Source organism: Mesorhizobium sp. M0998 (genome assembly GCF_040318885.1).
Classification (GTDB): Bacteria; Pseudomonadota; Alphaproteobacteria; order Rhizobiales; family Rhizobiaceae; genus Mesorhizobium.
The window spans coordinates 1-26,925 of the sequence record NZ_JAMYND010000058.1 but is presented as its reverse complement, the minus strand read 5'-3'; the positions used below and the strand labels follow the sequence as shown (position 1 = coordinate 26,925).

Genomic DNA, 26,925 nt, shown 5'->3' with positions numbered 1-26,925 from the left:
TCGAACCTTATGATTGCCTCAATCCAGGACTGATGGACTATATCGCCACCTGGACGGCCAAGCGGTCCGGCGCGTTGCCGGCCTAACGAGTGATCAGACACTATCTTTGGGGGCCGGACGAAATCGCCCGGTCCCAGGCGTTGGAACGAACGCAGGCGAGCGCGTAGACGGACACGCTTCGTAAGTCATTGCTGACGTGCTGTCAGCCTCGGGGGGCGCTGGGCTCAACGGGAATACGCTGAAATTGGTCCAACCGGATCGTACAGCTTCAAGATCAGCGACTGCGATCAGTTGGTTCTGGCTTGGCGCGGCCCAGATCGTGGACTAGCTTGGATATCGCGGGCAAAGTCGCGCCCAAAGCGCGATGGCGGCAAGGTGGTGCTCCTTACCAGTACGATATCGAGCGCCTAGCGGGGCTTGAACGGCAGCACCATCAGCCTGCTGCGTTTTGTACAGGAAACCAGCCCGTATACCAGCGCGACCCCAGACCAGCCGATACCATCGGTGCGGCGGCGAACAAGGCGGGCGTCGGAGAAGCGTCGTGTGGCGGCCTGCAACAGTGCGAAAGCCAGCGGTCACTGGCTGTCACGCGAAGCCGGAAGTCGGTCACGACCTGTCTCCGTTTCAATGGATCCGTCGCCGGCACATTCGGTCGATTTGGGCCACCGGGCAAGGTATTGCATTTCAGAACGGCCACATCTGCCGCGTGGCGCCGCGGAAATCATGGCCACATTCTGCTTTAGCCGGCCAAGATGGCAATGTACTATTTGCCAATAAGCTGGCCATGGTTGCAGGACTATTCTAGGCCAGACCAAACCGAAATGAAGCTGATGACCGATCGCGCCAGGTTCCTGATCATTGACGACCATCCGCTGTTTCGCGAGGCGCTGCATAGTGCCGTGCAGATGGCCTATCCGGAAGTCGACACGGTGGAGGCGCGCTCGATTGCCGAGGCGCTCGAGCTTCTGACGGATGCCAAGCCGTTCGACCTGGCGCTGCTCGATCTCAGCATGCCCGACGTGCATGGGTTTGACGGGCTGCTGCAGCTCAGGACGCGTTATCCGCGCCTGCCGGTGGTCATCGTCTCCGGCTATGAGGAACCGAAGATCATTTCCGAGGCGCTGTCCTACGGTGCGGCCGGCTTCATCCCGAAATCGGCGCGCAAGAGCGACCTTGCCGCCGCCATCCGCTCGGTGATGGAAGGCGCGATCTATGTTCCCGAGACTTATGAAGGCCGGCCGCGCGACGCCGACAGCACCGACCGCGCCGAGATGGTGCAGCGCCTGGCCACGCTGACGCCGCAGCAGCTCAAGGTGCTGCAGATGCTGCGCCAGGGCCTGCTCAACAAGCAGATCGCCTACGAGCTGCAGGTCGGCGAGACCACCGTCAAGGCGCATGTCTCGGAAATCCTGCGCAAGCTCAACGTCTACAGCCGCACACAGGCGGTGATCGAGGTCTCAAAGCTCGACAATGCCGAGCTGTTTCGCGATCGGGCGGGGTTTTGAGAGGGCTCGCTAAAAAGCGCACTGTCACCCTAGTCGACAGCACTCGTGTCACCGCAATCGGACTAAGCGACGGCTCTCACGTTCCTGACACCAGCTAAGCAACCCGCGCCTCCCTAGTCCGATCAAATTCACGCGGCGATTGCTCTGCAGCAGTTAGCCGCTTTCCATCGTCCAGTAAAATGGCGGCCCCGGGTCCAACGTGAAATGCTTTAATTTTACTAAATTGCTTTTTGAATGCTCTATTAAAAGTCTTCATTAGCTCCTGAGCGGGCGGAGACCGTAGCTACGCGGCCATTTATCACAACATCTTCAGCCCATCGGCCACCAGGGGAAAAAGTTACTGTGTCCGGATTGCCAAGCTGATCTAACGAATACCGGATGCCGAAAGGCGTTTTTTATCGGCCTCACCTCAATGGGCACAGCGTGGCCAGTGACAAGAAATGATCGACCGCTGGAAGCCGATCCAGTGGTTGAATGCCCAAGAGTTGGAATTTGCATTCTATTGCTAAAAGGGTCGAATTCCATCTTGGGAAAATGACCCATGAGGATGTTTTTTGTCGAAATTTCAAGTTCTACTGCTTCCAATACGCGAAGAAGATCATCCTTTAGCGCGAAGAAGTGAATCTGCTTAATATGAATTACCGCCTAGGCACAATACGACCAGTTCAAGCCAGCAGATGTGCCAGCAACGCCCTCAGTTGCGCTGGTTTCAACGGTTTGCGCATCAGTTCGATGCCGGCGGCGCGGGCGGCGTTGGCGATTGTCTCCGAACCATCGGCGGTGACGATCAGCGCCGGCACCGCGCGGCCGAGACAATCACGGACTTTGGCGATTGTGGTGGTGCCGAGATCGCCGCCGTCGAGATGCTGGTCGGCTATGACAATATCTGGCAACCAGTCCGTATCACCAAGCATGTCGAGCGCGTCACCGGTCGAGGCGGCGGGGCGCACCAGGCATTGCCAGCGCTCGAGCAGGGAGGTCATCGCCTGCAGCACGTCGATGTCGTTCTCGACCAGCAGCACCCTTGTGCCGAACAGACCGTAGCCGCGCGGCCGCTCCATGTCGACGGTGCTGGCGATTGGATCGGCCGTGTCGCCGATCCCGACCGGAACGTCGATATGGAAAATCGTGCCATGTCCGACCTTCGACGAAAACGTGACGGGATGGCCGAGGGCCGCGGCGATGCGGCGCACGATGGCGAGCCCCAACCCCAGCCCGCCGGCGGCAAGCCCGGCATCCGTCGGGATCACGCCGCGATGGAATTCCTCGAACACCGCCTCGCGCTGGTCGTCGGGGATGCCGCAGCCGGTATCGGCGACGTCGATGCGGATCGTGTCGCCGCGATGCCTGGTGCCGACCAACACGCCGCCCGAGCGGGTATAGCGCAGTGCATTGGACAGGATGTTCTGCAGGATGCGGCGCAGCAGGGTTCGGTCCGAACGAACGAGCGCATCGACCGGCCGGAACTTCAGCGTCAGCCCCTTCATCTCCGCGACCGGCTGAAAATCCGAGCGCAGAGACGAAAACAACGTCTCCAGGCTGACATCGGTGATGTCGGGCTGCACGACGCCGGCATCGAGCTTGGAAATGTCGAGCAAGGTGCGGAGCAGGTCCTCCATCGTCTCCAGCGATCGCTCGACCTGGCGGACCAGCTTTGTGCCTTCCTCGCTGGTCTGTACTTCGGCAAGCGCCGAGACCGACAGATGCGCGGCGTTCAGCGGCTGCAGCACGTCATGGCTGGCGGCCGCCAGGAACCTGGTCTTGGACAGGTTCGCCAGCTCGGCGTTTTCCTTGGCCGCGTTCAAGTCGATGTTCGACTGCTCCAGCCGGCGCAAGGTCGAATGCAGCTCTTCGGTGCGGCTGCGCACCCGGCTCTCGAGCGAAATGGCGGTCTGGAACAGCGAAAAGGCATTGCCTTGCTGGTCCATGGAACGCTCGACGCGGCTGATCAGCGCGGCGTTGATCTTCTTCAGCCTTTCCAGGTCGTCGATGTTCCTGAGCGGCATCCCGGATTTCCTACTCCGCCGCTTCGGCCGCATTGCGTTCACCGAAGGCGATGCCGGTGAAGGTCTGGTTCAGATGCATCGAACGGTACTGTTCGCCATAGGTGCCGAAGCCGAGGACGTTGTTGACCCTGTAGAGTTCCGAAATCTCGCGATAGACCTGCCGATTGCGCGCGTCGAGCCGGCGCAGCACGCAGTCGAAACCGAGGATCAGGTCGATGCCGCCAAGCCTTTCGCTGACGTCGCTGAGCGCGGCGCGGGTCGCCTCGACCATGTCCTTAGGCTGGGCGACGGCAAGCACGACACCATCGTCGATGGCGCAGAAGAACGACAGCGAGCCGTCCGCGTGCATCTTCTGGATTGAACGGCAGTAAAATTCGCCGCCGACTTTCACCACTACCGGGTGCGAGGCAAAACTCAGTGGCGTCAGCATCTGCGCGACGACGCCGACCGAGGCGGCATATTCCTCGGCGGCAATGGTGGCGTTGAATTCGCGCACGATGCGGTGGTCGGGATCGGATGCCGTCACCACCAGCTTCTCGTCGGTGGGAACGAAATTGTCGGTCTTGAATACGTGGAAAGGAATTTCCGTGGTGATCAGCACGATGATGGCGCTGTCGGATGTCACTTTGCCGTTCGAGATCAGCCGCGTTGTCTCGAATTTCAAATCATCGCCAGCCGACCCGCCGATCAGTGGGATGTCGTCGAGCCCCCAATGGATGGCGGAGGTCACCGCTTCTTCGGCATAAGACAGGCCGTCGATCAAGCAGAGCGCGAAAGTGGTGTCGGCTCGCTCGTGCCCGAGGCGCTCGTGTAACGAACGCCTCAGCGCCTCGACTTCGCCGGTAATCCCGTCCATGCCTGATGAGGACAGATTTTCGATCATGGTGCTGGCTGCCGAAAACGATACGGAGGGAAGCAGCATAGCCAGGATCTGGCCTTCCTCCAGCCCCTTGGGCGTTATCTCACCGGCTGTCGAGCAGCCGGCATAGTGGAGCGCCGGCGCGTGGGTCTTCAGCGCTTCCGACAGGGCGACGGCCTCTATGAGGCTCTGCGAGAAAAACAGGAGGGCAAACCCGGCGTCAATGGCCGCTGCTTCCGCTGCCACCGCCCGGGCGAACGCATCCGCGTCAGATTCGTCGGTCGTGAGCACCGAAACGCCGCATGCATAGCGCGTCCGTGACTTGGCCAGCGGCTTCCTCCTCCATTTCCTCCAACGCTCTTTTTGTGCGCGTCTGGCGCGCCGGCGTCGAGGTCATTGTTGTCTTGAAGCGGTGCTTTGGCAATGAGCCAACATGATGGATTTGAAGTTTCTGCCGTTTGACGGCGTCCGCGCAGCCGCTCACAGACGAAAGGCGCATCGCACCGCCATCCGTGCAACGAAGGCCCAGCTGAATTTGCCGCAGGCGAATGTCAAGGCTCGACGTGCCAAGAATGGGGCAGGGTATCGCGCTTAGCCGTTGCCGCTTTGGACGGCCCTGGCCGGGCTCGTCGCTCGCCGCCGTCAGATTGTGCGGATGATCGCAGCCGAGAGAGCCATGCCCGCACCGCCATGGCAACGCAGGCACCAAAGAGCATCCAGCCAAAGGGAAAAAGACCGGCTGGAGAAGGTGTTGTTTCGCGGCTATTTCCGATCGCTTAGACTCAATTAGGCGACTTTGAGATCTTTCATCGCCTTTTCAACGACATCCTTGATCGGCCTCGATACATCTTCGGCAGCCTTGGTCGTCACGGCCTGAAATTCCTTGGCCTGCTCGACGGTCTTGTCGAGCTGCGTGCGCAAGAAGGCAGTCTGCAGTTCGATGAACTCGGACGGCGACTTCACGGCAACCAGGGCTTCGAGGTGCGAGAAGCCGGCTTCGGCATTGGCGCGCAGAGCAGCAATTGTCTTCAGCGACAACTCGTTGCCGACGGTCTTGGCGGTTTCGAAGCTCGACTGCAGAGCCTTCTGGGTCGTCTCGGTGCCTGACGCAAATTTCGCATAGGCTTCTTTCGACTGCTCGACGCCCTTTTCGGCGACAGCGCGGACCTGGTCGGCAGCCTTCGACGCGTCGAAGGTGGGGAATGCGGTATTTTCAACGGTGTCAGCGGTCTTGGCCACAGTTTCCATCCTTTCCGGTGGACGGCCTTTCACAAAAGCCGTCTCGTTCATTTACGAAACTGACGTTACGGCATTTATAGTGCATTGCAACATTTTTGTGCGACGCACCATCCCTCTTCGAGCATTCCGAGGGGGCATGCGGAGGGTCGGTGGCATCTCGAGATCGCCGGTTCTGCAGGAAGAACTCTTCTGGACGGACCACCTGATCCAGCATAGCCTCGCAACAGAGCACGACGTTTTGCCACCTGCGTATCTACTTCAGCCGCTATTCGGCAACCGTCCAAGTCTACGTCAACGAAAGCGTTAAATCGTGCGCCGCAAACTTTCAGTGGGCGTACCCGCTGGGCACAAGGCGATCGCTTTCCTTAGCGCGCCGTCGAGAAGTTGCCTCGATATGGCGGTGGTTGACGCGAAGGCGCGCCTCTACCGCTTCCAGTGCGCCGTGAAGTGACCACCCCTGGTGGTCTATCGGTTAGCCAAGTTCCGGATCAGTGCGGATGCCTGAAGAAGACAACCGCTTCCTATCATCCAGGCATACAGTCCCACATGATCCGACGGGCTGAAGCCGGTGGGCAAATGCACGATAGGCATTCGAAACGACTTATCGTCGATCACCAACCCAACGGATCGAAGATCCGGTGGCACGTTTCCGGGAATTGCCAAAATTGGGGTATCCTTGTCCCAGACCAAGCTTGTCGCCAGCGACTCTTCATTATAGGCAACCGAAACATCCGCCCTGTGCCCCGGTGGGCGCCAAAGCTCCAGTTTGAGGTCATAAACGCAGCCTGTCAGACCATTTTCGACCGGCACCATCCAAGGTTCCAAGGTGGCGGCCGTCGTGTCGGAAACGCCACGAGATCCACCTATGGTTTGGAGCTGACCAGCGGCATTCCCCAATAGATCCGAAATCGCAGTCAAACTCGAAGAAGCGCCTGCCGCCCCGTTAGACGTTGATCCAGAATCCGATGCGTCGTCAGTCACCACAATATCGGCAGGTCCCGGCAACGCAGTGACCGAGCCATCGTCACCCATCAAAGTGACAGTCGATCCACCCTCGATATGCACGAGGTCGCCCAGTCTGAACAGTTTGCCGAGCTGAGGGCTGTCCGCGGGAGGATCGACAGCGACAACGACATACTCGCTGGCCGCAGGAGCGCTCGAGCAGGAACCAACTGCTGCGATGGCCGCAGCCAGTAGGAAAATGATTTTGGGTTGCCGATACATGACGCACGTTCAACCATACGCTTGTTTTACTTGCCTTCAAGATAGATCCTATCGCCAGCCTCACCCTGCTTCAGTCTCCCAAGGTGATAAGCAACGAGGCCATCGTTGGGATATTGAATGGCCAGCGATGCAAAGGCAGCAGCGGCAGTCTTGTCGCGCGCGGACATCAGCAAGTAAGCTTGCGAGTAAGCCTCCACCATCTCGCGATTCATACGCCCGTCTTCCAGCAACTCGAAGGCTGAGATCCACTCAGTCTTGCCTTTCAGACACAACACACCGGACGGCCGAAGCAGGTAGTCATCGGAAGAGTTCGCCACCTCCTCGCTGATGCAGTTCACGGTACCTAGAAACTTGTTCGCGCCTTCGAGCCTGGCAGCGGTGTTCACCGTATCGCCCATGGCCGTGTAGTTGAAGAATCGATTGCCCCCAAAATTTCCGACAACTGCAGGTCCTCGATGGACGCCGATACGAGTGACGCCAACGTCATGGCCTCTAGACTTTAGATCTGTCCGAAATCTTCGAGACATCGCGACGGTAGCAAGCGTTAGTTTTAGCGCCCTTTCGGCTTGGTCCTCCTGCACACCCGGTGCGCCAAAAAAACCAATGACTGCATCGCCTATTAGTTTGTCTATCGTGGCGCCATGTTCAATGAAGAGACCACAAACCGCCTCGAGGTATTCATTCAGAACCGTAGCAAATACCTCTGGTTCCGTCCGTTCGCCCAAACTGGTGAATCCCTCAAGGTCGGTGAACACGCACGTTATCAAGCGTTCGGATCCGCCGAGGCGCAGCGACGCCGGCTTGCTGACTAGCTCTGCCACGACTGCCGGGCTGAGATACTGCGAGAACGCGTTCTGGACGAAACGCCTTTCTTTCGAGTCCCGGTGCCATGCCAGAATGGCGACGAATCCGGAGAGCCCTAGCAGCAGCATCGACGGCGCGACCATAGGTAACAGAATTCCGGCCTTGGCAAACGCGGTTGCTTCTAAGATCAAAACCAAAACGACTGCGCCGATGATGACCACAGGTTTCACCAACACTGATATGCGGAGCCAAGCGACCCAGATGCAGAGCGCCGTCGCGAGAACGAAGGGCGCAAACGCCGCCACCGCCTCTGGCGTAATGATTTTGTCGCCCTTGATCAGTCTCGCCAGCGCATTGGCATGAATAACGACACCCGGCAGCGCTCCGGCAACAGAGCCGTTCAGCACGGCAAAGGGGGTTGCATGACGATCCTGCAGCGGGAGGTCAACGCCGATCAAAACGAACTTCCCGGCGAACCAGGCCGGGGGCGCGAAAGCGGCGGCGTGTGCCGGATATATTGTCCATCGTGCCGGATGAATGCCTGTAGCCCGATAGTAGACCATCTTCTCCGCAGCTTGCGATGCCGATATGCCGGCGGTCTGCGCAAGCGCTGACGCAAAGCTAGGTTGCCAGTTGCCATTCACCACGCGCCCGGGAAATTCTTCCCGCACAACCCCGTCGACCCTATCATGAGACAGGGCGGCCAGTCCGCGGATGGCGCTTGGCGCGAAGCGACTAAGATACGACAGTTGCTTGTCGGTAAGGTCGTCCCCGTGTGATGCAGATGCGACAATTACCGGACTTTCGGCCGCCTCGATAACCTCAGCCAGGCGCCGATCCTTTTCCGCCTCGGTTGGCTGATCGAAAAGCAAGTCGATGCCTATTGTTCTCGGATGAGCCTTATCGATTCTCTGCACGAGGTCGGCCAAGGCACCCCGATCCAGCGGCGATCTATAGGGAAACCTTTCCAATGTCTGCTCTGTGATCGTTACGATCACGATGTCTGTCGGGGGCGCGACGAAGGGCGAGATGGTCGTCATCAAGACGTCGCGCAGCAGTTTCTCGCCTGAGGGAGAGAATGTGGCAATGCAGGCGCCCAGAATGAAAAAGAATCCGAGCGAGGCGAGAAGGCGCCCTTTTTGAACCATTCCGATCGGCGTGAAGACGGCCAAGCTGCGTGCAATTCGTTTCGGTGTCTATCGGCGTGAATCTATACAGCATAGACCGCTGACGAACTGTGGGCTAGCGGTGGGCCCTTCGCTAGATCCGCTGGACTTGACACTGCGAAGCACCGGGCTCAGTCTCGCAAGACTGCTCCGGTTTTATCCTGTCCATCGACTGGTGAATCCGCTGCATGAGCTGAGACTAAGGATATACAGCCATGATGGCGCTTCGCTTCGCCATTGCGCTTCTTCTAGTTTCGCTGAGCGCCCAAGCGTGGGCAGAACGGCGCGTCGCGCTGGTCATCGGTAATTCTGCCTATAGATACGCGGTTCCACTTTCCAATCCAAAAAATGATGCGGTGGATATGACCGCAAAACTGCAGGCGTTGGGCTTTGAGGTGGTTGCAGGCGAGGACCTCGATCTGAGCGGGATGCGCGGCACGGTTCGAGATTTCATCGGCAAGCTGGATGGTGCCGACATGGCGCTTCTCTTCTATGCCGGCCATGGCGTCCAGGTGAACGGCACCAACTACATGGCTCCCGTTGATGCGCGGCTATCCACATATAACGACCTCGACTTCGAAGCCGTGCCCATGGACCTCGTCTTGTCGGCCATGGAGCGAACCACGAAGGTCAACCTGGTATTTTTGGATGCTTGCCGGGACAGTCCTTTCTCACAGAACCTTGGGCGCTCGATGGGTACGCGATCAGGGTCGGTCGGTCGGGGCTTGGCAAAGCTAGGCACGGGCGTTGGATCGCTCATAGCCTTTGCAACGCAGCCCGGGAACGTTGCGCTGGACGGCGAGGGAAGGAACTCGCCGTTCACATCTGCGCTGCTGAAGAATCTTGGTACGCCTGGCCAGGACATCTCCCGAGACCTCATCAACGTCCGTAGGGATGTGCTTGAAGCAACCGACGGCAAGCAAGTGCCATGGGACAACTCCTCGCTGACGGGCGACGTCATTTTGCAACCGTTGTCCGGAAACACCGCTGTCACGGCGGGTGCGAAAGGAGGGGACGTAGAAGTCGCCTATTGGGAGACCATCAAGGAAAAAACGGACAAGCGCTTCTTTGAGGCCTATCTCAGACAGTATCCAAGCGGCGCCTTTGCGGCGTTAGCCAGCTTGAAGATCGACGAGATCGAACAGGCAGCAACAGATCGTGGCAAAGCCCCCTCGATTTCCATCGCGGGCGTGGCGGTTGCAGAAGCTCATCCTGATTTAGATGTGACGCAAGCTTTGGCTGATCCGCGCGCGTTGACAAAGGCAACGCAAACAGAGCTAACGCGAGTCGGCTGCCTTGTCGGACAGGCAGACGGCAAATGGGGACCGGGAAGTCGGAAAGCTCTTCAAGCCTTTGCCGAGCAGCGGGGATTGAAGCTTGCCAGCCTGGAGCCGACGAAAGAGGTGTTGCGCGCAATCAAGAATATGCCAGAACGTGTCTGCGCTCCGGTCAAGGTAAAGGCTTTTGATGGCGCGTGGGCACTGACGCGGCGCGCAGGTAATTCCGCCTGCGATTACACTGAACAGTCAACGACAATCTTTATCGATGGAACGGAAATTTCCGCGATGGTGCCTTTGGCCGGAACAATCACCGCCGACGGGGCATTCGACATCTATTTAAGTTTCGTCGATGACGATGGTGCGCCAAGGCAAAACCATATCATCGGCAGGCTTCAAGGTGCGAAAGGCAGCGGTGAGTTTTCTCGAGTCGGAGGCGAGTGTGCAGGTGTCGTAAGACTTGACAAGCGTACTGAATAGGGCCGGCATTTGCGGGTCCGTGCAAACGCCGACCAAACCATTCGGACGTGGTCCGTCTCATTGAACCAACGTTGAAGTCGCGTGGACTTTGCCGTCGTCGCGTACCTCGTAAAATTTGTCGTTGTCAATGTAGATAAGATGACAAACTGGTTTACCTTGGTCTTGTGAACAGGCCTTGTCGCCGTCGAAAGTCAATGGAACTTTGACCTTTATCTTAGTTTTGTTGTTCACCAAAGCTTCGCCAATGATCTGTTTTTTCTTCCAGTTCCAGACAAGAGTGGCAGTTATGGCAGCTCCAGCGTCGTATATAATTACATTTACCTTTTTTCCATTAGCAAAAGTCTTAAATTCTTCCATCGATGCTTTCTTCGCGCTACTTGGTAGATCCTCGGCCCAAGCGGACATAGCAAGTGAAAACGTAGCTGCGACAACAAGCGATAACAGTTTCATCCTATCCTCCCCATCCCCCGCCGGTTTGACTGAAATGTCTATATATTCTTAAGCGAGGAGACTGAAAATTATCATGATAACAAGCTTTCAAGAAGCGGAAATCAGCGCGTCCTAGATGTCGTTGGGGACATTTGCTCAAGTTGAGCGAAGCCGCACATTCTAGCATGTTCCCTAGGATTTGCGCTTAAGCCAACGCGTTTTCGGTGTTTACAATGCGCAGACCGCCCGAGCGTGTGATGCGTGGTGTTTGGATTGCGAGCCTCTTTGCACTTACCGCCGCCTATCTTGCCGACCAAGCGGGCCTTGAGGGCATCGTCTCGAAGCGCGCCGACAGCCCGTATCGAAGCGGCCCGACGACGAATTGGCTGAAGACGAAGAGCTTCACAGTCCAGGAATACGAACTATTGGGCGTCGAGCGCGAGCCAGGCAAGGCGGCATTCGCCTTGCTGGCGAAGCCCGGTACCGGAAAATATGCCGGTTCGGCTTTCATCACCTTGAACCAGGAGATGCGCGAACGGCTGTGGAAGCGTGTCCAAGAGCACGCCGGGCCACCCCCGAAGGCCGGCGACCATGGGTCAGGCCGGGCTGAAAGCCCACGTCAAGCATCTACGGGGCGAGTTCGGATTTCGCCACGCCTCACTGCAGGATTCAGAGAGGAGTGATACCTCCAGCGAACACGGCACGAATTAGCCGGCAAACCGCGGCGGGCGGGTGCCTCGGGGACAAGATGGTAGATTGCTAATGCGTTTGCGGGTGTGGCCTTAAGTCGCAAACTATTGGCTTCAGAAGCAGGGCGTCGGGCTTCATTGACGGTGCTGCCAACACCATATGGTGATCCATAGCCTCCCAAACGAGAGAAGCTCGCCCTGACGGGTCGCACTGCGGCCGTCACCCGGCAATTGCTACGAACTAGGAAACCATCATGCCTGAAAATATCAGACTAACTTCGAGAGATGTCCCCCTCATTCAGCTAGGCCTCTATCAATGCCGCTTCCCGGTGAGCGAAGACCCGTCAGTACCCGGTGGTTATCGTTTTTGTGCTGGGCCAACTTCGCCGGATCGCGTCTACTGCGATCACCACCACAACATTGTGACTGCCGTGGACCCTCGTCGAGCCCGTTCGGGTCTCCACCTCGCTCAACGACGCGCCGCGTAAGTCTGACTGGCGCCGGCCTCCCGGCCAGGCGCTATGCGCTCCAATGGCTACGACCTTTCCGTCGGCTCGGTCTGGCCCATCCTCCCTTATGCCGTCGTCGCCGATGTATCCCCCCGTCGCCCGATTGAGAACGACGACTTCTCGCCGAAGCGATCGCTTCGTAGCCCGACTGGAAGCTCAGTGAGCTTTTGTAGAGGTCGAGGGTCCAATCCAACGTCTGGACTCCACTGGAGTGCCTGCACTCGAGAGCGATTGGCTCTACGGCAGCCGATAAGGACCAAATGCGCCATCTGCGGAAGTTCGAGGCATCGCGATGAACGGCAGCCATCGGGCCCGTCCCAGAAGTTGGGGTGCGAGCGCACTATGGCGCAAGTCGGCCCCATTGCCGACTTTCCCGCACCCAATATTCCTTGCGAAGGATGATCCCGCTTTGAGGGCAACCAGCGCCCACAACACAAAGGCTTCAACGGTTTTTATGCGGCCAATCGGACTTCTGCCGGGCCACAACCGGACAGCCGTTCACTCCGGCAACCCCGCGAACCGCATGTGTCCGATCCAGCGGTCGAGGCTTCCGGGGGCGGTCCATAGCTTCTCCCATTCCCTGCGTTCTTTGCGGATAGATTCGCCGGGCGAGTCTTTGAGGACAACCGCGAGCGCTTCCTTTGCCTCCCGCTCGTTTCCCAGACAGGCGTGGATCCCCGCAAGCATTCGGTGTGCGCCGCTTGGGATTCTGGACATTTTCCGCATCTCCGCCAGCGCAGCCCTGCAATCGCTCTTTTCCCAGAGCGCCCAGCCCATCTGCCAGTGGAACCAGTCGGGGTAGAAGGGATCGATGCCTTTGGCCTGCTCGATCCGATCGATCGCTTCGTCCGTACGGCCCACATAGAGCAGCAGATCCGTACTGTGGACGAGGATATCCGAATTGCTGGGATTCAGGGCTATCGCCTGATCGAACCGGGCAAGGGCCTGCTCGATCTCGCCGGCTTCGGTATGGATTTGGGCGCGGACATTATGCGCCTCGGCGTCGTCCGGAGCGAGCAAGATGGCCTTGTCGGCGTATTCGGCGGCGCGCTTTAACGCCTCGTCATGGTTATGTTCCTGCTCGTGCCACCCGAATACCGCGTCATTGCGATAGGACCAGGCCAGCCCGATATAGCCGAACTGGGAGTTCGGATCCGCTTCGATCGCCTTAAGGTTCAGCTGCCGAAACAGCTGGTTCCTCGCGGCAGAGAAATCCTCTTGGATCTCGGCAATTGCCATCAGGTGATAGTGGAGCGCGCTGACCCGGGCGGCGTCGCTCGTTGGCAGGGGGCGTTCGATCCTATGCCCGACCCGATCCGCAAGCGTGCGGATGATCACCTCCTGGACGACGAAAAGATCGCCAATCTCCCGGTCGTAGCTGTTGGCCCAGAGATTCGATCCGTCATGCGCATTCAGCAACTGGGCGGTCACTTTCAGCCGGCCTCCGATCTTCTGCTGGCTGCCTTCGAGCAGGTAGTCGACGCCGAGTTCATCTCCGATCTGCCTGGTCTCGACCGGCTGGTCCCGGTACCTGAAGCTCGAGTTCCGGGCGATGACGGCATAAGTCTTGCTCCACGATAGCTCGGTGATGATCCCCTCGGCGACGGCATCGCTGAGATATCCCTTGTCCTCACCGATACTGAAGTCGTCGAAGGGAAGGATCGCAATCCTCGGCATGTCGCTCGAAGGAACTGGAGCGGCTCGCCATATTTCCGCGCAGTAGTATGCGCCGATCGCTGCCGCGACGAGAACGATTGCAGCAAGAACGAAACTGCGTCGCGGGGATCGCGCCTGCGAAGGTTCCGTGCCGGCTGCGGCGTTTGGGTCCGCCGCGTTCGATGGATCGGCATTCAGCCGGTAGCCTCGCTTGGGGAAGGTTTCCACGATCACGTGCGCGTCGTCCCCCAACGCGCGGCGCATGTCGGCAATGCATTGAGTGAGGCTGTCGTCGGTCACGAAGGTATCGGGCCAAACCGCCAGCATCAGCGCATCCTTGGACACGATCTCGCCCGGTCGCGCCGCGAGCACCGAGAGCACCTCGGCGGACTGGCTGCGAAGATTGACCGCTTTGCCTTCGACGGTTCGGAGTTCTTTGCTTTTCGTCAGGAAGGCAAAACCGCGAAACGTGATCGTTTCAGCAGATTTCAGGTCAATTTCAGGGGCCGTTCGGGACATTTCACCTTCCTGGCGCGCTTCCTAGTTTAGCCCATTCGGCCTTCGCCTCCAAGCGATCCCAGCAGCACCGGATGAAACGGAGGACGACATGAATCGCACCAAGCTCATCATCGCTCTCGCTCTTCTTTTGGCAACGCAAACGGCTGCAAAACCGGATTCCAGCATCGCGAGATTCTGTGGTCCTGACCATGTCAACGAGGTTGCCTCAGACGACGTCCGTCCCAACTCCGGCGGTTATTGTATCGCCAGCCTTAAGTCGATGGATAACCAGGCCATGTTCACCGCCATCGCTGTCACAATCCTTCTGACCAACCAGGGGGAGCTAATCAGGCTCCCCGACGTGAAACCCATGACCTCCATGGCGGAGTGCAGAGCTTGGACCCATCAACAGGAGTTCATGCGCGTACTCCCCGGCTATCTCGCCACCTTCCATTACTGCGACAACGCCTCAGAACCATGATTTTGCAAGGCCTGGCTGTTCACGCTCGGACCGAAGGATGGCACCACTCCTGCCGGGACCAAGGTCGTCGAGATCGGGCCCGTTCCGCCGATCAGTGCGAGCGAGTATTTGCTGCGCGTCAACCGTGCCGGTGGAGCGCCCGGTGCCAAGACGCCGATCCATACACATCCGGGACCGGAGGCCTTCTATGTGCTGGGCGGCAAGCTCGGCCAAAGAACGCCCCACGGCGTGAGCTATGCCGAAGCCGGCACGACCATGGTCGGACACGGGGTCGACAAGCCGATGGAGGTGTTCAGCGCCGGCACAACCGCTGTTGATGAGCTGGCCATCTTCGTGGTGGACGCCAATCGGCCGTTCTCGTCGCCGGCCAGCCTCGACTGAGGCGACGTTTCGCAGGGTGGCGCGCATGTTTGGTACGAACTGAGGCGGCACCCCAGCGAAGATCCGCAAGATTCGGGAAATTTGGATTTCGCTTACACGCATCATCGAAGCCGTCGGGCGGCACTGGGCGCGGCGCTATCCGCATCTCAGCCGCAGCTCGCGCGTGGCTCCCGGATCATATCGAGTCCGGCGGGACAAGAAAACAGTTCTCATGCTCTTGGGTCGGATGGAGGCAAATATGATAGTCGCCGTCCTGCGACGGAATCTCATCACCATATGGGATGAAATATCGCTGTTGCCGCGTGATCTTCCGATGATCCCCGGGCCTCAGGATCACAACCCAGCCACCGGGACGAACATGAACCGCGCCGTTTGGGATTCGCTGACACTCGCCACGTTCGGCGTCGCCGTGACAGCAGGCCAGCGGATAGCTCCACCCTGACGGGGCATCATGCGCCCTCGAGGGAACCAAAAACCCTAGCGACGAAAGGGCCGCAAGGACGACCGCGGCAGTGGCTCGGCGCCGCGCTGTTCCCTTTTCCGGTTGCCGCTTCGGCCACATGTTGAAGTGACTATATGCCTGCTAATTAGCACTAGCTAATAAAAAGATGCTGACGCGTCATCTTATGCACCCGTTCTTGCGTTCCGTTTCGGCATGCTGTCTACCCGGTTCTATCCCGGTAGTGTGTCTCAGTTTGAAATTTCGCGTTCGCTTCGTTACGCCGCTTCCTGCCTTTGCGTGACAACTGCGTCATCCAGCGGGCAGTGCAAGTAAAGCGCCACATCACGACCGATGCGGAATCCGTCAAAGGCGTGCGAAACTTCGTAGGAGCAAGGTCTTCGCGAGTGCCGGGCAGGGGATATTTGTCACCACCGCCTCTCGTTCTCGAAAGTACCGAGGAAGGCCCGAGAGACGAAGTCAAGGCTGCATCTGGAGCTGATCGACGGAGAGCAGTTGCTTGAGATGCTTTACACAACCAGCGCGCCGAAGCCTGCCTTGCCTCCGCCGCAGGTCAAACTCGACCAGGAATGGCGGGACGTCCATGGCCCGGGTCATTCTCGCACTCGAATTTTACTGATTACATGAGCGGATGGCCCCGTTGGGGGAGCCGCAGACGCGCTCGGCCGAAAGTGTCTGCATTTGGTCTGAGATCGATCGGGTCGAAGCCAATTTCCACCTGCTGCGCTTCACGCTGTTGCAAGACATTCAAATTTGAGCTTCCGCACTCATGCTTTGTCGAGAGTATCTCCGTAAGTTTTAGCCGTTCTGAATCGCCGTCGGCGACGATGACGACAAAATAGGAGAACGCAATGGCTCGCAATCACGTTGAACGTCTTGGAGAGTTTAGGGAAATCTTGGTCGCGACGCGGCGCGAAGGAGTCCGTAACGTGCACCATACTCGCGACGCAATGCGGGCAAGTGGCTTTCAGATCGGGGACAGCGACGGCTCCAGCTACGGAGCCGAGCTGAAGGTGCTCCAAGAGGAAATTGAGGCAGTCGATCGCGCCATCGAAGACGAGAAACGGTTGGCCCTGGCCCTCGAGAGCGCGGCTCAATCCCGCCGACCGACTAAGCCGAGAATCGTGAAGGGAACATAGAGTCAGGTAAGGCCCTTTGCGCCCGTCGCGTCGATCGTCTTCGGTACAGTGTCGGGCTCGTCGCCGCCGTGGCGCAGCGCCCTAAAAGCGGACGTTTCGCTTTCGGCCCCTAGCGCAACGCAGAGCATCTGCTCGGCAAAAATCGCTCCTGTGAACTCCGACGTCGCATGCCGGACCAACAGGTTCGGCCAACATCAGGTGTGACGCAGTCCCAACAAACATGCAGTTCAGACAATCGATTACGCGTCTTTGTTGAAGTCGTGCCATGTGGCCGATCCGAAAGGATCGGCCGCATCCGGCATCCTTCACCTTCACTGACTGAAACACGCTTAAAAAAATCGGGCCCGAGTAGACTAAGTTTCATGGACTAAGTCAGAGGCCCGCAATGCGCACCGTCAATATCCACGAGGCCAAGACATCTGTCTCGTCTTGTCGACAGGGCGGCCAAAGGCGAATCCTTCATTATCGCGAAATCCGGCAAGCCGATGGTCAAGGTCGTTGCCATAGCCGCACCTGCGGCCGGCGAAATGCGTCGGGTGGGGTTTATGGCCGGGCGGTTTTCAGTTCCGGACGATTTTGATCGCATGGCCGATGACGAAATCGAGAAGCTGTTTGGCGGCCATGCATGAAACTTCTTCTCGAGACCCATCTTCTGCTCTGGGCGGCGGGCGAACCCGAAAAGCTTCCGCGTGCCGGCCTCGCTGAGATCGAGAATGCCGACAACCACTTGACGTTCAGCGCCGCAAGTCTCTGGGAGATTGCCTTTAAACGCGGTCTGGGGCGCCCCGACTTCAGGGTCGATGCGCGTCTTTTACGTCGGGGCCTGATAGACAATGTCTATCATGAGCTGCCAATCACCGGCGAGTATGCCATTGCGGTGGATGGGCTTCCACCCATCCACAAGGACCCTTCGATCGGATCCTGATTGCTCAATCGATTGTGGAAGGCATTACTTTGCTGACCGTCGACGATCTGGTCGCGCAGTATCCTGGGCCCGTCCGTCGTCTCTGATCAAGCTGGGCCCCAAGCCCTTGGTAGGGTAGTCCAGCTATCGCTTCAGACCACCCATGAACGCCTTTACTCGAGCAGAGTCGACTTGGTTCCACCAGACGCCGTCGTGCTTCAGCGCGCTGGCGATGATGACCCCGTCGACAATGGCGAGGATATCCTTGGCATTGTCCGGCGTGACACCGCTGCCGACGAGCGTCGGCAGGCCGGCGGCCTGCTTGATCATGCTTATGTAGCCCAAATCCGCGGCGTGGCCGGTGCGCTGGCCAGTGGCGATGATGGCGTCGGCGTCGAAGAAGACCAGGTCCTTGACCAGTTCCTCCACCGGGCGGTCGGCGACGATGGCGTGTGCGCCGTGCTTGACATGCGCATCGGCGAAAATGCGAATGCCGTTGGCGCGCAGCCTGGCGCGGTAGCGTGCCGCGCGGCCCGATTCGCCTTCGACAAAGCCCTCATTGGCGACGTAGGCATTTGCCCATTGATTGACTCGGACGAAGCCGGCGCCGGCTGCGCTGGCGATCGCCAGGGCCGGGATCGCGGCATTGGCCAGCACATTGATGCCGATCGGCCTGCCGAGTTCGCGGCGGATGCGGTCGGAAACCACCGCCATGTAGGCCGCCGTCTCCGGGCCGATATCATCAGGCCTGGCGAACGGGATGTCGCCATGGTTCTCGACGATGACGCCGTCGCAGCCGCCGTCGAGATAGGCCTTGGCGTCGTCAAGCCCGCGCTGGTAGATCGCCTCGATAGCCTCGCCGTCATAGCGCGGAGCGCCGGGCAGCGGCGCCAGATGAACGACGCCGATCACCACCTTTGTGCGGCCGAAAAGGTCCACGAGCGCGTCGCCGCCGGATTGGCCGAGCTGGGTCATGAGAGCTCCATTTGATCGATGAGCGCCGCCATCTCGGAGGCGGAAGGACAGGATGCCAGCGTGCCCGGCCGTGTCACGGCGATTGCGGCGGCGGCGAGCGCCAGCTTCAGCGCCGAGATGACCGGCATGCCCCGGGCAAGCCCACCGGCCAGACAGCCGCAGAACACATCGCCCGCGCCGCTGGTGTCGAGCGCTTCGACTCGCGGCGCCGGCAAACGAAGCGGCTCTTCATGGCCCGGGCCAAGCAGGAGACAGCCTGCGGCGCCGAGGGTGATGACGACGGTGCCTGCGCCTTTGGCCACCAGCGCGCCAGCGGCTGCTGTCATGTCATCCCGGCCGGTCAAGATTTGCGCTTCGGATTGGTTGACCACCAGAACCTCCGCCAGGCCGAGATCGGGCAGCGAGGCCGTGTCGATCGGGCTGGCGTTGAGAACGGTGCGCGCACCGTTTTCCTTTGCTGCTCTGAGGCAGGCATTGGTCACGGCAGTCCGCAAATTTCCCTGGCAGACGAGGATGTCGCCGGGGGCGATCCAGCGGACAAATGCTGTTTGCGTCACCGGATCGAATGCCTCGCTGCAGGCGACGCCGCTGACAATGAAATTCTCTCCGCCTTTATCGACGACGATGGTCGAGCGGTCGCTCGGCAGCTCGAATTCGATCACCTCAAGGTCTGACAGCTCGCCGTCGAGGCGGCTCCTGATCCACGCGCCAGCGGGGTCCTTGCCGAGCGCCGTCCAGAACGTCACTTCTGCACCAGTCCGTGCTGCTGCGACCGCCTGGTTGGCGCCCTTGCCGCCGAGCCCGTCGGCATAGCTCACGGCATTCAAAGTCTCGCCCGCGGCAGGGAAGCGGCCGACGCGAAACACGGTATCGACGCAGGCATTGCCGACGACGTGGACATGCATGGCTCAGCTCTCACCGGTCGCCCAGCCAAGCATCTGTTCGAACAGGGTCTTGTAGCCTGGCCAGGCGATGAATTGCGGCGGAAGCCAATGCGGCCCGACATCGGATGTCCAGGCTACGGTGCGGCCCTTGCCGTAACGGCCGGTGACAAGCAGCGGCAGCGAGCCATAATCCGACGACACACTGGCCAGGACCTCGGCCCCGTCCTTCAGCGTCACCTCGTTAAAACCGAGCAGGATCGGCCAGTCCGAGCCGAGGCCCCTGAGGATGGGATGGCTCGACCCTGGTTTTGGCACGGGCGCAAAACCTTCGGGAACCTCGACGCGGTCGTCGTAGGCCAGGCAATTCACCGGCAGCACGTCCTCGACCGGGGTCTTGCGGTAGCGCGCGCCGCCATTGATGCCCTGGAAGCTGTAGTAACCGCCGAACATCAATAGACCGCCGCCGCCGCTGACGTAATCGCGGAGCAGGCGCAGGCGGTTCGGCGTCGGCTTGGAGTGGACCCAGGTGTCGGGATGCAGCAGCAGCGTGTTGGCGCCGATGTCGGAGAGCACGACCACGTCATAGGCCGACAGCGCCTCCATGGTCTGTGGAAAGCCGCGCTGCGCCTCATGCGCCGGCATGAACGTGACGTCGAAGTCGGTCGCCTTCAGCGCGCCCAGCAACTCGTCTGCGCCGGTGTGGTAGGTAACGGTCGGAAACTGGTCGAAACCCTTGATATGGGTCGCGGTCGACACCCAGGATTCGCCGGCAAGCAGGATCTTCTTCTTGGACATTTGAACTCCAGTGTAATTCCAGGCCGCTTAGAGCCGCGCGAATACGCTTTTCGGATTGGCGATCAGCATGCGGTCGATGGCCGGCTGCTCGACGCCATGGCGTTTCAGGCGCGGTATGAAATGCTTCAGGATATAGCCATAGCCGAAGCCACCGAAGCGCGTCAGCATGATCTTGAGGAACACATCCTGCGACAACAGCAGGCGGTCGCCGAAGCCCGCCTCGACAAGGGCGGCGATGGCGCGTGCGTTCTCTTCGTCGGAGGGCGATTGCGCGTCCTGGTCGGCATAATAATAGTCCATGCCGATCATGTCGTATTCGAGGAACGCGCCGCGCCGGGCGAGGCTTTTCTGGTAGTCGGGATCGTCGTGGCTCGGGTTCATGTGGCAGAGCACGGTGTGGCGAAGATCGGCGCCCTCGGCCTCGACGACATCGAGCACGTCGTGCGCGAGCCGCTCCCAGCCAGGCAGATGGATCGACAGCGGCACGCCGGTTATGCGCGAGGCGCGCGCCGAAGCTCGCAGCGACTTTCGTTCCTCGGCGGTGAAATCCTTGCTGACGCCGACCTCGCCGATCAGCCCGGCCATGATCGGCGGCTGCGTCTCGCCGCCGCCGACATCGTTGACGATGAACTCGGTCACGGCGTCCACATCCATCGCCTTCAGCCATTCGGGATGGGTGTGCTCGAGATAGAAGCCGGTGCCCATGACGATCTTCAGGCCGGACATGCGGCTGATGCGAGCGAGCTTTTCGGGGGCGCGGCCGATGCCGATATTGGTGGCATCGACGACGGTGTGGCCGCCCAGCGCGCGATAGCGCTGCAGCTCAGACAGCGCCAGGTCGGCGTCGTCGAGCGAGACGTTGTCGCGGTTGACGTAAGGGTTCATGCGCAACTCGCCGATGATCTCGATGTTCACCGGCTGCTCGGCGATCGCCATGTCGTCGGGATGGCAGGGGCATTTCCAGCTGCGCGCGCCATCGAGCAAGATGTGCTCGTGCATCAGCGTGATGCCCATGTCGTCGACCGGAACTGGGCCGAGCACGGTCATCACATGGCCTGTTTCGACCCCGATCGCCAGCCGCTGGCCCGGCACTGCGTCATCGAACAGACCGCTCATCGGCTCAACGGCTCCGCACGGCGCCGCGAAACAGGCGGAAGTTCAGCCAGATGGCGATCAGGATGATCGTTCCGGTGACTATCGGCGTCAGGAAAGGCGACAGATGCGCCAGGATCAGGCCGTTGCCGATGACGGCCACGGTCAGCGCGCCGAGCACCGTGCCGATGATCGTTCCGCGGCCGCCGAACAGGCTGGTGCCGCCGAGCACGACGGCGGCGATGACTTCCAGCTCGAAACCCTGGCCGGCATTCGAAGATCCCGATCCAAGCCGGGCAGCAATGATGATCCCGGCAAGGGCTGCCGCGGTGGCGGAAATCACATAGACGAAGAGCGTCGTCTGCCGCGTGTTGACGCCGGCGCGCCGCACCGCCTCGGCATTGGCGCCGATGCCGGTGACATAGCGGCCGAATGGCGTCTCGTTGAAGGCGAGATAGGCGATGGCCAGGATCGCCAGCGCGATCAGCGCCGGCACCGGCACGCCAAGAAACCAGGCGCGGCCCAGCACGGTGAAAGCGCTTCCGGGCTCGATCGGGATGGAATAGCCGCCGGTGATCAGCAGCGCCACGCCACGGATCACCGAAAGCCCGGCAAGCGTGACGATGAAGGACGGGATGCCCTCATAGGCAATGAAATAGCCCTGCACCGCCCCAAGCAGGGCACCGAGCGCCAACATGGCGAGGATAACGACTGGCCACGGCAGGCCAAACTGCAAAAGCGTCGCCGACAGCGTCGCCACCAGCGCCAGCACGGAGCCGACCGAAAGATCGATGCCGCCAGTGGTGATGACGAAAGTCATTGCCGCGGCGACGATCAGCAGCGGCGCCGACTGCCGCAGGATGTTCAACAGATTGGGCGATGTCAGAAACGCGTCGGTCGCAACCGAGAAGATGATGCAGACGACCAGAAAGAACAGCGCGATCGAGACGACGCTGCCATTGGCGAGCAGCGCATCGCGCCAGGTGCCCTTGCGTACTCGTGAGGGCTGGGCGGTGTGGATCGCGTCGCTCATGCCGGCGCTCCACCGCGATAGCCATTGGTGGCGGAACGCGCACTGAACTTGCGGCCGACGATCAGATTGACCACGTCTTCGATATTGGTCTCGCCGATCAGCCGCTCGGCGACATTGCGCCCTTCATACATGACCTGGATGCGATCGCAGACGAGGAACAGATCCTGCAGCCGGTGGGTGATCAGGATGACGCTGACACCGCGCGCACTGACCGCGCGGATCAGTTCGAGCACCGCCTCGACTTCGGCCACGGCAAGCGCTGCCGTCGGCTCGTCCATGATCAGCACGGCCGGCTCGAACGAGGCGGCGCGGCCGATCGCGATCGACTGGCGCTGCCCGCCGGAGAGGTTTTCGACCTTGAGCCGCGTGTCGGCAATGACGATGCCGAGCCGATCGAGCATCTGGCGCGTCTCGTCATGCATGCGCTTCTTGTCGAGAAAGGAAATGCCTGCGATGCGGCGGCGCGGCTCGCGGCCAAGAAACAGATTGCCGGCAACATCGACCGTGTCGCACAGCGACAGGTCCTGGTAGACCATCTCGACGCGCGCCGCACGTGCGTCCGCCGGGGAGCTGAAGATCATCGGCTTGCCGTCGATCTCGATGGTGCCGGCGTCGGGAACCACTGCCCCCGACAGCACCTTGCTCAATGTCGACTTGCCGGCGCCATTGTCGCCGACCAGCCCCAGCACCTCGCCCGGCTTCAGCGTCAGCGACACGTCATCGAGCGTCTGGATGGCGTTGTAGCGCTTTGAGATGCCGCTCATCCGCACCCGATAGGTCTGGCCACTGCTCATCTGGAATTCCACGCGATTGCAAGGGATCCGCGGCGCAGCCTCGGGCGGCGCCGCGGCTCGGTCGCCGACGCAGTTTACTTGAACATCGCGCGATATTGGTCGACATTCTTCTTGGTCACGATCGTCACCGGGATATTGATGATCGGGTCGATTTTCTCGCCCTTCTTGATCTTGCCCAGCGCTTCGACCGCGGCCTTGCCTTCGCCGGCCGGATCCTGCTGCACGACCGCCACCACCCAGCCGTCATCGATGCCCTGAACGGCCTGCTTGGTCAGGTCCCAGCCGAACACCTTGACGTCGCCGGTGCGGCCCTGGCTGGTCACCGCCGAAACGGCGCCGAGCAAGGCCGGCTCTCCGGTCGCATAGAGCGAGTTCATGTCCGGATTGGCCGTCATCAGGTTTTCCGAAGCGCTCAACGCGGTCTCCTGAACGTTCTGGCCGTCGACTGTGTCGAGGAAGGTGACGCCCTGGCCGCTTTCGGTCACCGCCTTCTTGAAGCCGTCGAGCCGCTGGTTCTGGATGAATGAATTGAGTGCGCCGACGATGCCGATCTTGGCCTTGCCGGCCATATCGGTCTTCACATAGTCGGCGTAGAATTTGCCGATGTCCTCGCCGGCTTTGGTGTTGTCGACGCCGATGAACGAAATATTGTCGCCGTCGGGGATCTGCGCGTCGATGGCTATGACGGGAATGCCGGCCGCCTTGGCTGCAGTGATCGCCGGCTTGACGCCGTTGACGTCGATGGCGACCAGAATGATGCCGTCGACTTTCTGCGTGATGTAGTTCTCGATCGCGTCGTTCTGCGCGCTCGGCACATTGTTGGCGTTGAAAATGACCAGCTTGGCGCCAGCGGCGTCGGCAGCCTTTTGCGCGCCCTCGTTGATCTGGTTGAAGAACAGGGCCTGCTGGTTGATGTTGACGAGAGCGAACGTATCGGCAAGCGCCGATCCCATGGCTGCCGAGCCCATGGCAATGGCGGCGGCACAGCCGGCGAGAAGTTTGAACAGACGCATTTCGGTTCCCCTTGCTTGCGGACCAGACCTCGGCTGGTCCCGTTGGTGCTACAGGCACGAGGCAAGCATTCAAGAGACTTGAATATTTGTCAATCCAAATGAACGCACAGCGTTGCTCAGAAAGTCGCCGGCGTGTTGACCCAGAAAATGCTAGCGCGTTCCTCGCCGATATTGCGGTAATGATGCGGCAGCTCCGACCTGAACACGAAGGCATCACCCGTGGCGAGAGCATGGCTCTTGCCGTCGACGATCAGTTCGATCCGCCCGGCGAGCACGTAGCCGACTTCCTCGCCGGCATGCTGGATCGGACCTTCGCTCGAGCCCTCTGCCTCGATGTGATGGATGTTGCATTGTAAGAGGTGGCCAGGCGAATACGGGATGATGCGTTCGAGCGAAATTCCTTCGCCACGCCGTAGCGCGTCGAGCGCGATCAAAGGCCTTGCGCCCGCCCGGAATACGATCGCCTCGTCGTCGTCGACTTGCTCGAACATCCAGCCGATGTTGGTGTCGAGAACCTCGACCAGGCGGTGAAGCATGGGCAGGGACGGCGAAGCCTTGCCGTTCTCGATCTTGGACAGCAGGCTTTCCGAGCAATTCGCAGCCGCGGCCAGCGTCTTCAGCGTCATGCCGCGTGTCTGGCGGGCGAGGCGCAGCCGAGTTCCAAGTCTTGCGGCATTTACGGTGGCGTCCGTTTCTGATTCTGGCCGCCGTCGATCGATTTTGTTCATCTGTTCGCCAACCATTCAACGGTCAAGGGCAACTATCGCGCGAGCAAAAGACCTCGGCTGACGATTTGCAAGTGCTGATGCGTCAAATTCGAGACTGCAGCCGTAGCTGCCTCATCCGGCGAATGCCGCTCCCGCATGAACCGTGCTGATGATCCCGCGCCAGTTATCCCCTATCGCTTGGCTGTCCATCGTGGTCGAAATCGCCAGCCGTTACCGCGTTTGCGTTATGTGGCGAGTGGACTTGGAACGACAATGCGGGCAAGGCGGGCCACGCAGCCAATCTACACAACCACGGCCGCGCCGACACGATCTGTCACCGAATTGCGGAGCGCGCCCAGAAGTCACCCGCGGCAGCGCCCCATGGAGTTACGCCCAGGGGCGTAGGCTCTCGATAGCCGCGATGTATCCAATGAAATCCCTGGGGCAGTCGCGCACCGCTTAAGCTTCGGCAATTTTGAAGAAAGTCCAACAGAATTAATGGACTAGCACCTTGCTTATGTAAGTTGCGGAAGTGACGCGCGGTTAATGCTTTAGAAGTATAGACACATCGACACGAGGTGCGAAGAAGCAACGCCAATACAGCTGGTTGGTTACAACATATTTATTTTCGCAGATATGGTATTGCCCGTCCGGGGATTCCTGTACCCGGTCCCGTGGGATGGTGAAATTATGCGGCAAATAAGTGTACCCGCCGTCCACCCTGGACCGCACCGAAGACCGGGGTATGGCGCGGCAATCTGAACCGCCGCAGCACTTGAATTTGGTCTGGGGGTCAATCTTGTCTTCGTACCAATCATGGGCGTTAGCGGCTGTTGCGGCGGCGATACACATCGCCGTGAAGATGAGCCTTCGCATGGCATTCCTCAAGTATCTGGCAGGCGCTGCTCGTTGGGGCTTCCATGTATATTAGCGTTCCATTGAAAATACCATTGGCCTCCGACCGACTTAACGCAGCTCCAGCAACCGACGCTCGCAACGGAAGACCGCATTGGGTCACGTCAGGACGACACTTGCGCCGACCAACGGTCAGCTCTTGTCGCTCCGCGTTGGAAACCCGACCGTTTGCTCTGCGCCAATGTCGGCCGTAGACGTCGGTCTTGTCATTGCCCGGAAGCAGACGTCGCCCAAAGCGGGAGCGATCGTGGTTGTGCGACATCTCGAGCACAGACTAGCTATAGTGGAGCGTTACGGCGACCCAGCAGCAGAGCGATGCCCAACGCCGGAAGCGTCGCCGTCGCGACGACGAGGAAGACGAATTGCAGGCCGGCCGACGCGGCGACCAAGCCGAGCGCCGGGCTGCCGAAGCCGAGCGCCACGTCGAGGAAGACGGTGTAGAGTCCCATGGCCAGGCCGCGGCTGCGTTGCGGAAGACGGCCTACGGCCTCGGCACCGAAACCGGGATATACCAGCGAGTAGCCAAGGCCAGTCAGGCCCGCTCCGATGGCGGCGAGAACAGGCCCGGGCGCAAGCCAGGTCAGCATCAGCCCTGCCGCCTCGACCGCCACGAAGATCACAGCGACGCGCGCGCCCCCCAACCTGTCAGGCAGGTGGCCGAAGCACAGCCTTGCCGCGATCAGCGACGCGGCATAAGCGGTGAAGGGAAGCCAGACCGGCTGCCAGCCGCGTTCGGCAAAGAGCAGCGCGCCAAAGGACAGGATCGCGCCATAGCCAAGGCTGCTGAAAGCAGCTCCGACGCCGGGAAGCCAGACCGCTTGCGCCACGCTCGTCCATGGCTGTCGCGCGGCGCTCGCGGCGAGGCTGGTGCCACGCATAGGCAGGATGGCAAGCAGCGTCGCAAGCGGCAGGCCGACCGTCGCGAGTGCGATCGCGGCGAAGCCGCTCGCCGCATAAAGCGCAGATCCGATCGGCGCGCCTAGCGCGAGCGCCGCGAACATCGCCGTGCCC

Annotated in this window: 22 protein-coding genes and 3 pseudogenes; 9 read left to right on the top strand and 16 right to left on the bottom strand. The window is 60.2% G+C overall.

All coding sequences use genetic code 11. The features are described 5' to 3' along the window. Nucleotides 1–86 (top strand): annotated as a pseudogene (locus tag NKH59_RS30640) (S-(hydroxymethyl)glutathione synthase); the annotation flags it as partial. A gap of 735 nt (nt 87–821) precedes the next feature. Further along, a complete protein-coding gene (locus NKH59_RS30635) occupies nt 822–1,505 on the top strand; it encodes a response regulator (protein WP_352541896.1) in 684 nt (227 codons plus the stop codon). A 665-nt stretch (nt 1,506–2,170) separates the two neighbouring features. On the opposite strand, the gene NKH59_RS30630 is transcribed toward NKH59_RS30635, so the two are convergent. The 5 genes from NKH59_RS30630 to NKH59_RS30610 form a co-directional block, all read right to left on the bottom strand. Next, a complete protein-coding gene (locus tag NKH59_RS30630; RefSeq protein ID WP_352541898.1) occupies nt 2,171–3,511 on the bottom strand; it encodes an ATP-binding response regulator in 1,341 nt (446 codons plus the stop codon). A gap of 10 nt (nt 3,512–3,521) precedes the next feature. Next, nucleotides 3,522–4,661: an FIST N-terminal domain-containing protein gene (locus NKH59_RS30625; protein ID WP_353024000.1), complete on the bottom strand. Its 1,140-nt coding sequence runs from the start codon at nt 4,659–4,661 to the stop codon at nt 3,522–3,524. A 495-nt stretch (nt 4,662–5,156) separates the two neighbouring features. After that, nucleotides 5,157–5,618, bottom strand: a complete 462-nt coding sequence (locus NKH59_RS30620; RefSeq protein ID WP_353023998.1) for a phasin — start codon at nt 5,616–5,618, stop codon at nt 5,157–5,159. Nucleotides 5,619–6,074: 456 nt separating this feature from the next. After that, entirely contained in the window at nt 6,075–6,833 is a 759-nt protein-coding gene (locus NKH59_RS30615; protein ID WP_353023996.1) for a hypothetical protein, read from the bottom strand. A 26-nt stretch (nt 6,834–6,859) separates the two neighbouring features. After that, the gene (locus NKH59_RS30610) at nt 6,860–8,809 is read right to left on the bottom strand and encodes a CHASE2 domain-containing protein (protein ID WP_352685636.1); all 1,950 of its coding nucleotides are present in this window, start codon (nt 8,807–8,809) and stop codon (nt 6,860–6,862) included. Between the two features lie 209 nt (nt 8,810–9,018). Here NKH59_RS30610 and NKH59_RS30605 point away from each other — a divergent pair, with 209 nt between their 5' ends. Continuing rightward, the gene (locus tag NKH59_RS30605; RefSeq protein WP_353023995.1) at nt 9,019–10,560 is read left to right on the top strand and encodes a caspase family protein; all 1,542 of its coding nucleotides are present in this window, start codon (nt 9,019–9,021) and stop codon (nt 10,558–10,560) included. A 57-nt stretch (nt 10,561–10,617) separates the two neighbouring features. On the opposite strand, the gene NKH59_RS30600 is transcribed toward NKH59_RS30605, so the two are convergent. Beyond that, nucleotides 10,618–11,010, bottom strand: coding sequence for a hypothetical protein (locus NKH59_RS30600; RefSeq protein WP_031212493.1), 393 nt, complete (start codon nt 11,008–11,010; stop codon nt 10,618–10,620). Nucleotides 11,011–11,222: 212 nt separating this feature from the next. Here NKH59_RS30600 and NKH59_RS30595 point away from each other — a divergent pair, with 212 nt between their 5' ends. Further along, complete coding sequence (locus NKH59_RS30595; RefSeq protein ID WP_353023994.1) at nt 11,223–11,672, top strand: hypothetical protein; 450 nt, start codon at nt 11,223–11,225, stop codon at nt 11,670–11,672. A gap of 1,013 nt (nt 11,673–12,685) precedes the next feature. Here NKH59_RS30595 and NKH59_RS30585 read toward each other — a convergent pair. Beyond that, a complete protein-coding gene (locus NKH59_RS30585) occupies nt 12,686–14,362 on the bottom strand; it encodes a winged helix-turn-helix domain-containing tetratricopeptide repeat protein (protein ID WP_353023993.1) in 1,677 nt (558 codons plus the stop codon). 88 nt (nt 14,363–14,450) lie between these two features. On the opposite strand from NKH59_RS30585, the gene NKH59_RS30580 reads away from it, so the two are divergent. The 5 genes and pseudogenes from NKH59_RS30580 (at nt 14,451) to NKH59_RS30560 (ending at nt 17,813) form a co-directional block, all read left to right on the top strand. Continuing rightward, entirely contained in the window at nt 14,451–14,822 is a 372-nt protein-coding gene (locus NKH59_RS30580) for a hypothetical protein (RefSeq protein WP_353023992.1), read from the top strand. A 108-nt stretch (nt 14,823–14,930) separates the two neighbouring features. Next, a complete protein-coding gene (locus NKH59_RS30575) occupies nt 14,931–15,203 on the top strand; it encodes a cupin domain-containing protein (RefSeq protein WP_353023990.1) in 273 nt (90 codons plus the stop codon). A 1,311-nt stretch (nt 15,204–16,514) separates the two neighbouring features. Continuing rightward, nucleotides 16,515–16,802, top strand: coding sequence for a hypothetical protein (locus NKH59_RS30570; RefSeq protein WP_023679221.1), 288 nt, complete (start codon nt 16,515–16,517; stop codon nt 16,800–16,802). Nucleotides 16,803–17,187: 385 nt separating this feature from the next. Next, nucleotides 17,188–17,431, top strand: a pseudogene (locus NKH59_RS30565) (type II toxin-antitoxin system Phd/YefM family antitoxin). Continuing rightward, nucleotides 17,428–17,813 (top strand): annotated as a pseudogene (locus NKH59_RS30560) (type II toxin-antitoxin system VapC family toxin). Before NKH59_RS30565 ends, NKH59_RS30560 begins: the two co-directional pseudogenes overlap by 4 nt. Before the next feature lie 37 nt (nt 17,814–17,850). On the opposite strand, the gene NKH59_RS30555 reads toward NKH59_RS30560, so the two are convergent. From NKH59_RS30555 to NKH59_RS30515, 9 genes are all read right to left on the bottom strand, one after another. Continuing rightward, nucleotides 17,851–18,681 carry a BtpA/SgcQ family protein gene (locus NKH59_RS30555; RefSeq protein WP_352819443.1) on the bottom strand — a complete coding sequence of 277 codons (831 nt, stop codon included), beginning with the start codon at nt 18,679–18,681 and terminating at the stop codon, nt 17,851–17,853. Beyond that, a complete protein-coding gene (locus NKH59_RS30550) occupies nt 18,678–19,586 on the bottom strand; it encodes a ribokinase (protein WP_352819445.1) in 909 nt (302 codons plus the stop codon). The genes NKH59_RS30555 and NKH59_RS30550 overlap by 4 nt, the downstream gene beginning before the upstream one ends. Before the next feature lie 3 nt (nt 19,587–19,589). After that, nucleotides 19,590–20,360, bottom strand: coding sequence for a glutamine amidotransferase (locus NKH59_RS30545; RefSeq protein ID WP_353023988.1), 771 nt, complete (start codon nt 20,358–20,360; stop codon nt 19,590–19,592). Between the two features lie 27 nt (nt 20,361–20,387). Continuing rightward, the gene (locus NKH59_RS30540) at nt 20,388–21,476 is read right to left on the bottom strand and encodes a phosphotriesterase family protein (RefSeq protein ID WP_352819447.1); all 1,089 of its coding nucleotides are present in this window, start codon (nt 21,474–21,476) and stop codon (nt 20,388–20,390) included. A 4-nt stretch (nt 21,477–21,480) separates the two neighbouring features. Next, the gene (locus NKH59_RS30535; RefSeq protein ID WP_352795809.1) at nt 21,481–22,485 is read right to left on the bottom strand and encodes an ABC transporter permease; all 1,005 of its coding nucleotides are present in this window, start codon (nt 22,483–22,485) and stop codon (nt 21,481–21,483) included. Further along, nucleotides 22,482–23,279: an ATP-binding cassette domain-containing protein gene (locus tag NKH59_RS30530; protein ID WP_352775819.1), complete on the bottom strand. Its 798-nt coding sequence runs from the start codon at nt 23,277–23,279 to the stop codon at nt 22,482–22,484. Before NKH59_RS30530 ends, NKH59_RS30535 begins: the two co-directional genes overlap by 4 nt. Before the next feature lie 74 nt (nt 23,280–23,353). Next, entirely contained in the window at nt 23,354–24,292 is a 939-nt protein-coding gene (locus NKH59_RS30525; RefSeq protein ID WP_352542622.1) for an ABC transporter substrate-binding protein, read from the bottom strand. A 116-nt stretch (nt 24,293–24,408) separates the two neighbouring features. Further along, complete coding sequence (locus NKH59_RS30520) at nt 24,409–25,020, bottom strand: cupin domain-containing protein (protein ID WP_023679230.1); 612 nt, start codon at nt 25,018–25,020, stop codon at nt 24,409–24,411. A 1,172-nt stretch (nt 25,021–26,192) separates the two neighbouring features. Next, nucleotides 26,193–26,925, bottom strand: a 733-nt coding sequence (locus NKH59_RS30515; RefSeq protein WP_353023987.1) for an MFS transporter, incomplete at its 5' end; no start/stop codon positions are given.

Bases quoted from the DNA above. Each gene is read 5' to 3' on its own strand.
- NKH59_RS30600 (WP_031212493.1), bottom strand. From the start codon at position 11,010: ATGAAACTGTTATCGCTTGTTGTCGCAGCTACGTTTTCACTTGCTATG.
- NKH59_RS30525 (WP_352542622.1), bottom strand. From the start codon at position 24,292: ATGCGTCTGTTCAAACTTCTCGCCGGCTGTGCCGCCGCCATTGCCATG.
- NKH59_RS30535 (WP_352795809.1), bottom strand. From the start codon at position 22,485: ATGAGCGACGCGATCCACACCGCCCAGCCCTCACGAGTACGCAAGGGC.
- NKH59_RS30630 (WP_352541898.1), bottom strand. From the start codon at position 3,511: ATGCCGCTCAGGAACATCGACGACCTGGAAAGGCTGAAGAAGATCAAC.
- NKH59_RS30555 (WP_352819443.1), bottom strand. From the start codon at position 18,681: ATGACCCAGCTCGGCCAATCCGGCGGCGACGCGCTCGTGGACCTTTTC.
- NKH59_RS30605 (WP_353023995.1), top strand. From the start codon at position 9,019: ATGATGGCGCTTCGCTTCGCCATTGCGCTTCTTCTAGTTTCGCTGAGC.
- NKH59_RS30550 (WP_352819445.1), bottom strand. From the start codon at position 19,586: ATGCATGTCCACGTCGTCGGCAATGCCTGCGTCGATACCGTGTTTCGC.
- NKH59_RS30620 (WP_353023998.1), bottom strand. From the start codon at position 5,618: ATGGAAACTGTGGCCAAGACCGCTGACACCGTTGAAAATACCGCATTC.
- NKH59_RS30530 (WP_352775819.1), bottom strand. From the start codon at position 23,279: ATGAGCAGTGGCCAGACCTATCGGGTGCGGATGAGCGGCATCTCAAAG.
- NKH59_RS30570 (WP_023679221.1), top strand. From the start codon at position 16,515: ATGGCTCGCAATCACGTTGAACGTCTTGGAGAGTTTAGGGAAATCTTG.
- NKH59_RS30520 (WP_023679230.1), bottom strand. From the start codon at position 25,020: ATGAACAAAATCGATCGACGGCGGCCAGAATCAGAAACGGACGCCACC.
- NKH59_RS30580 (WP_353023992.1), top strand. From the start codon at position 14,451: ATGAATCGCACCAAGCTCATCATCGCTCTCGCTCTTCTTTTGGCAACG.
- NKH59_RS30545 (WP_353023988.1), bottom strand. From the start codon at position 20,360: ATGTCCAAGAAGAAGATCCTGCTTGCCGGCGAATCCTGGGTGTCGACC.
- NKH59_RS30615 (WP_353023996.1), bottom strand. From the start codon at position 6,833: ATGTATCGGCAACCCAAAATCATTTTCCTACTGGCTGCGGCCATCGCA.
- NKH59_RS30540 (WP_352819447.1), bottom strand. From the start codon at position 21,476: ATGAGCGGTCTGTTCGATGACGCAGTGCCGGGCCAGCGGCTGGCGATC.
- NKH59_RS30635 (WP_352541896.1), top strand. From the start codon at position 822: ATGAAGCTGATGACCGATCGCGCCAGGTTCCTGATCATTGACGACCAT.
- NKH59_RS30595 (WP_353023994.1), top strand. From the start codon at position 11,223: ATGCGCAGACCGCCCGAGCGTGTGATGCGTGGTGTTTGGATTGCGAGC.
- NKH59_RS30585 (WP_353023993.1), bottom strand. From the start codon at position 14,362: ATGTCCCGAACGGCCCCTGAAATTGACCTGAAATCTGCTGAAACGATC.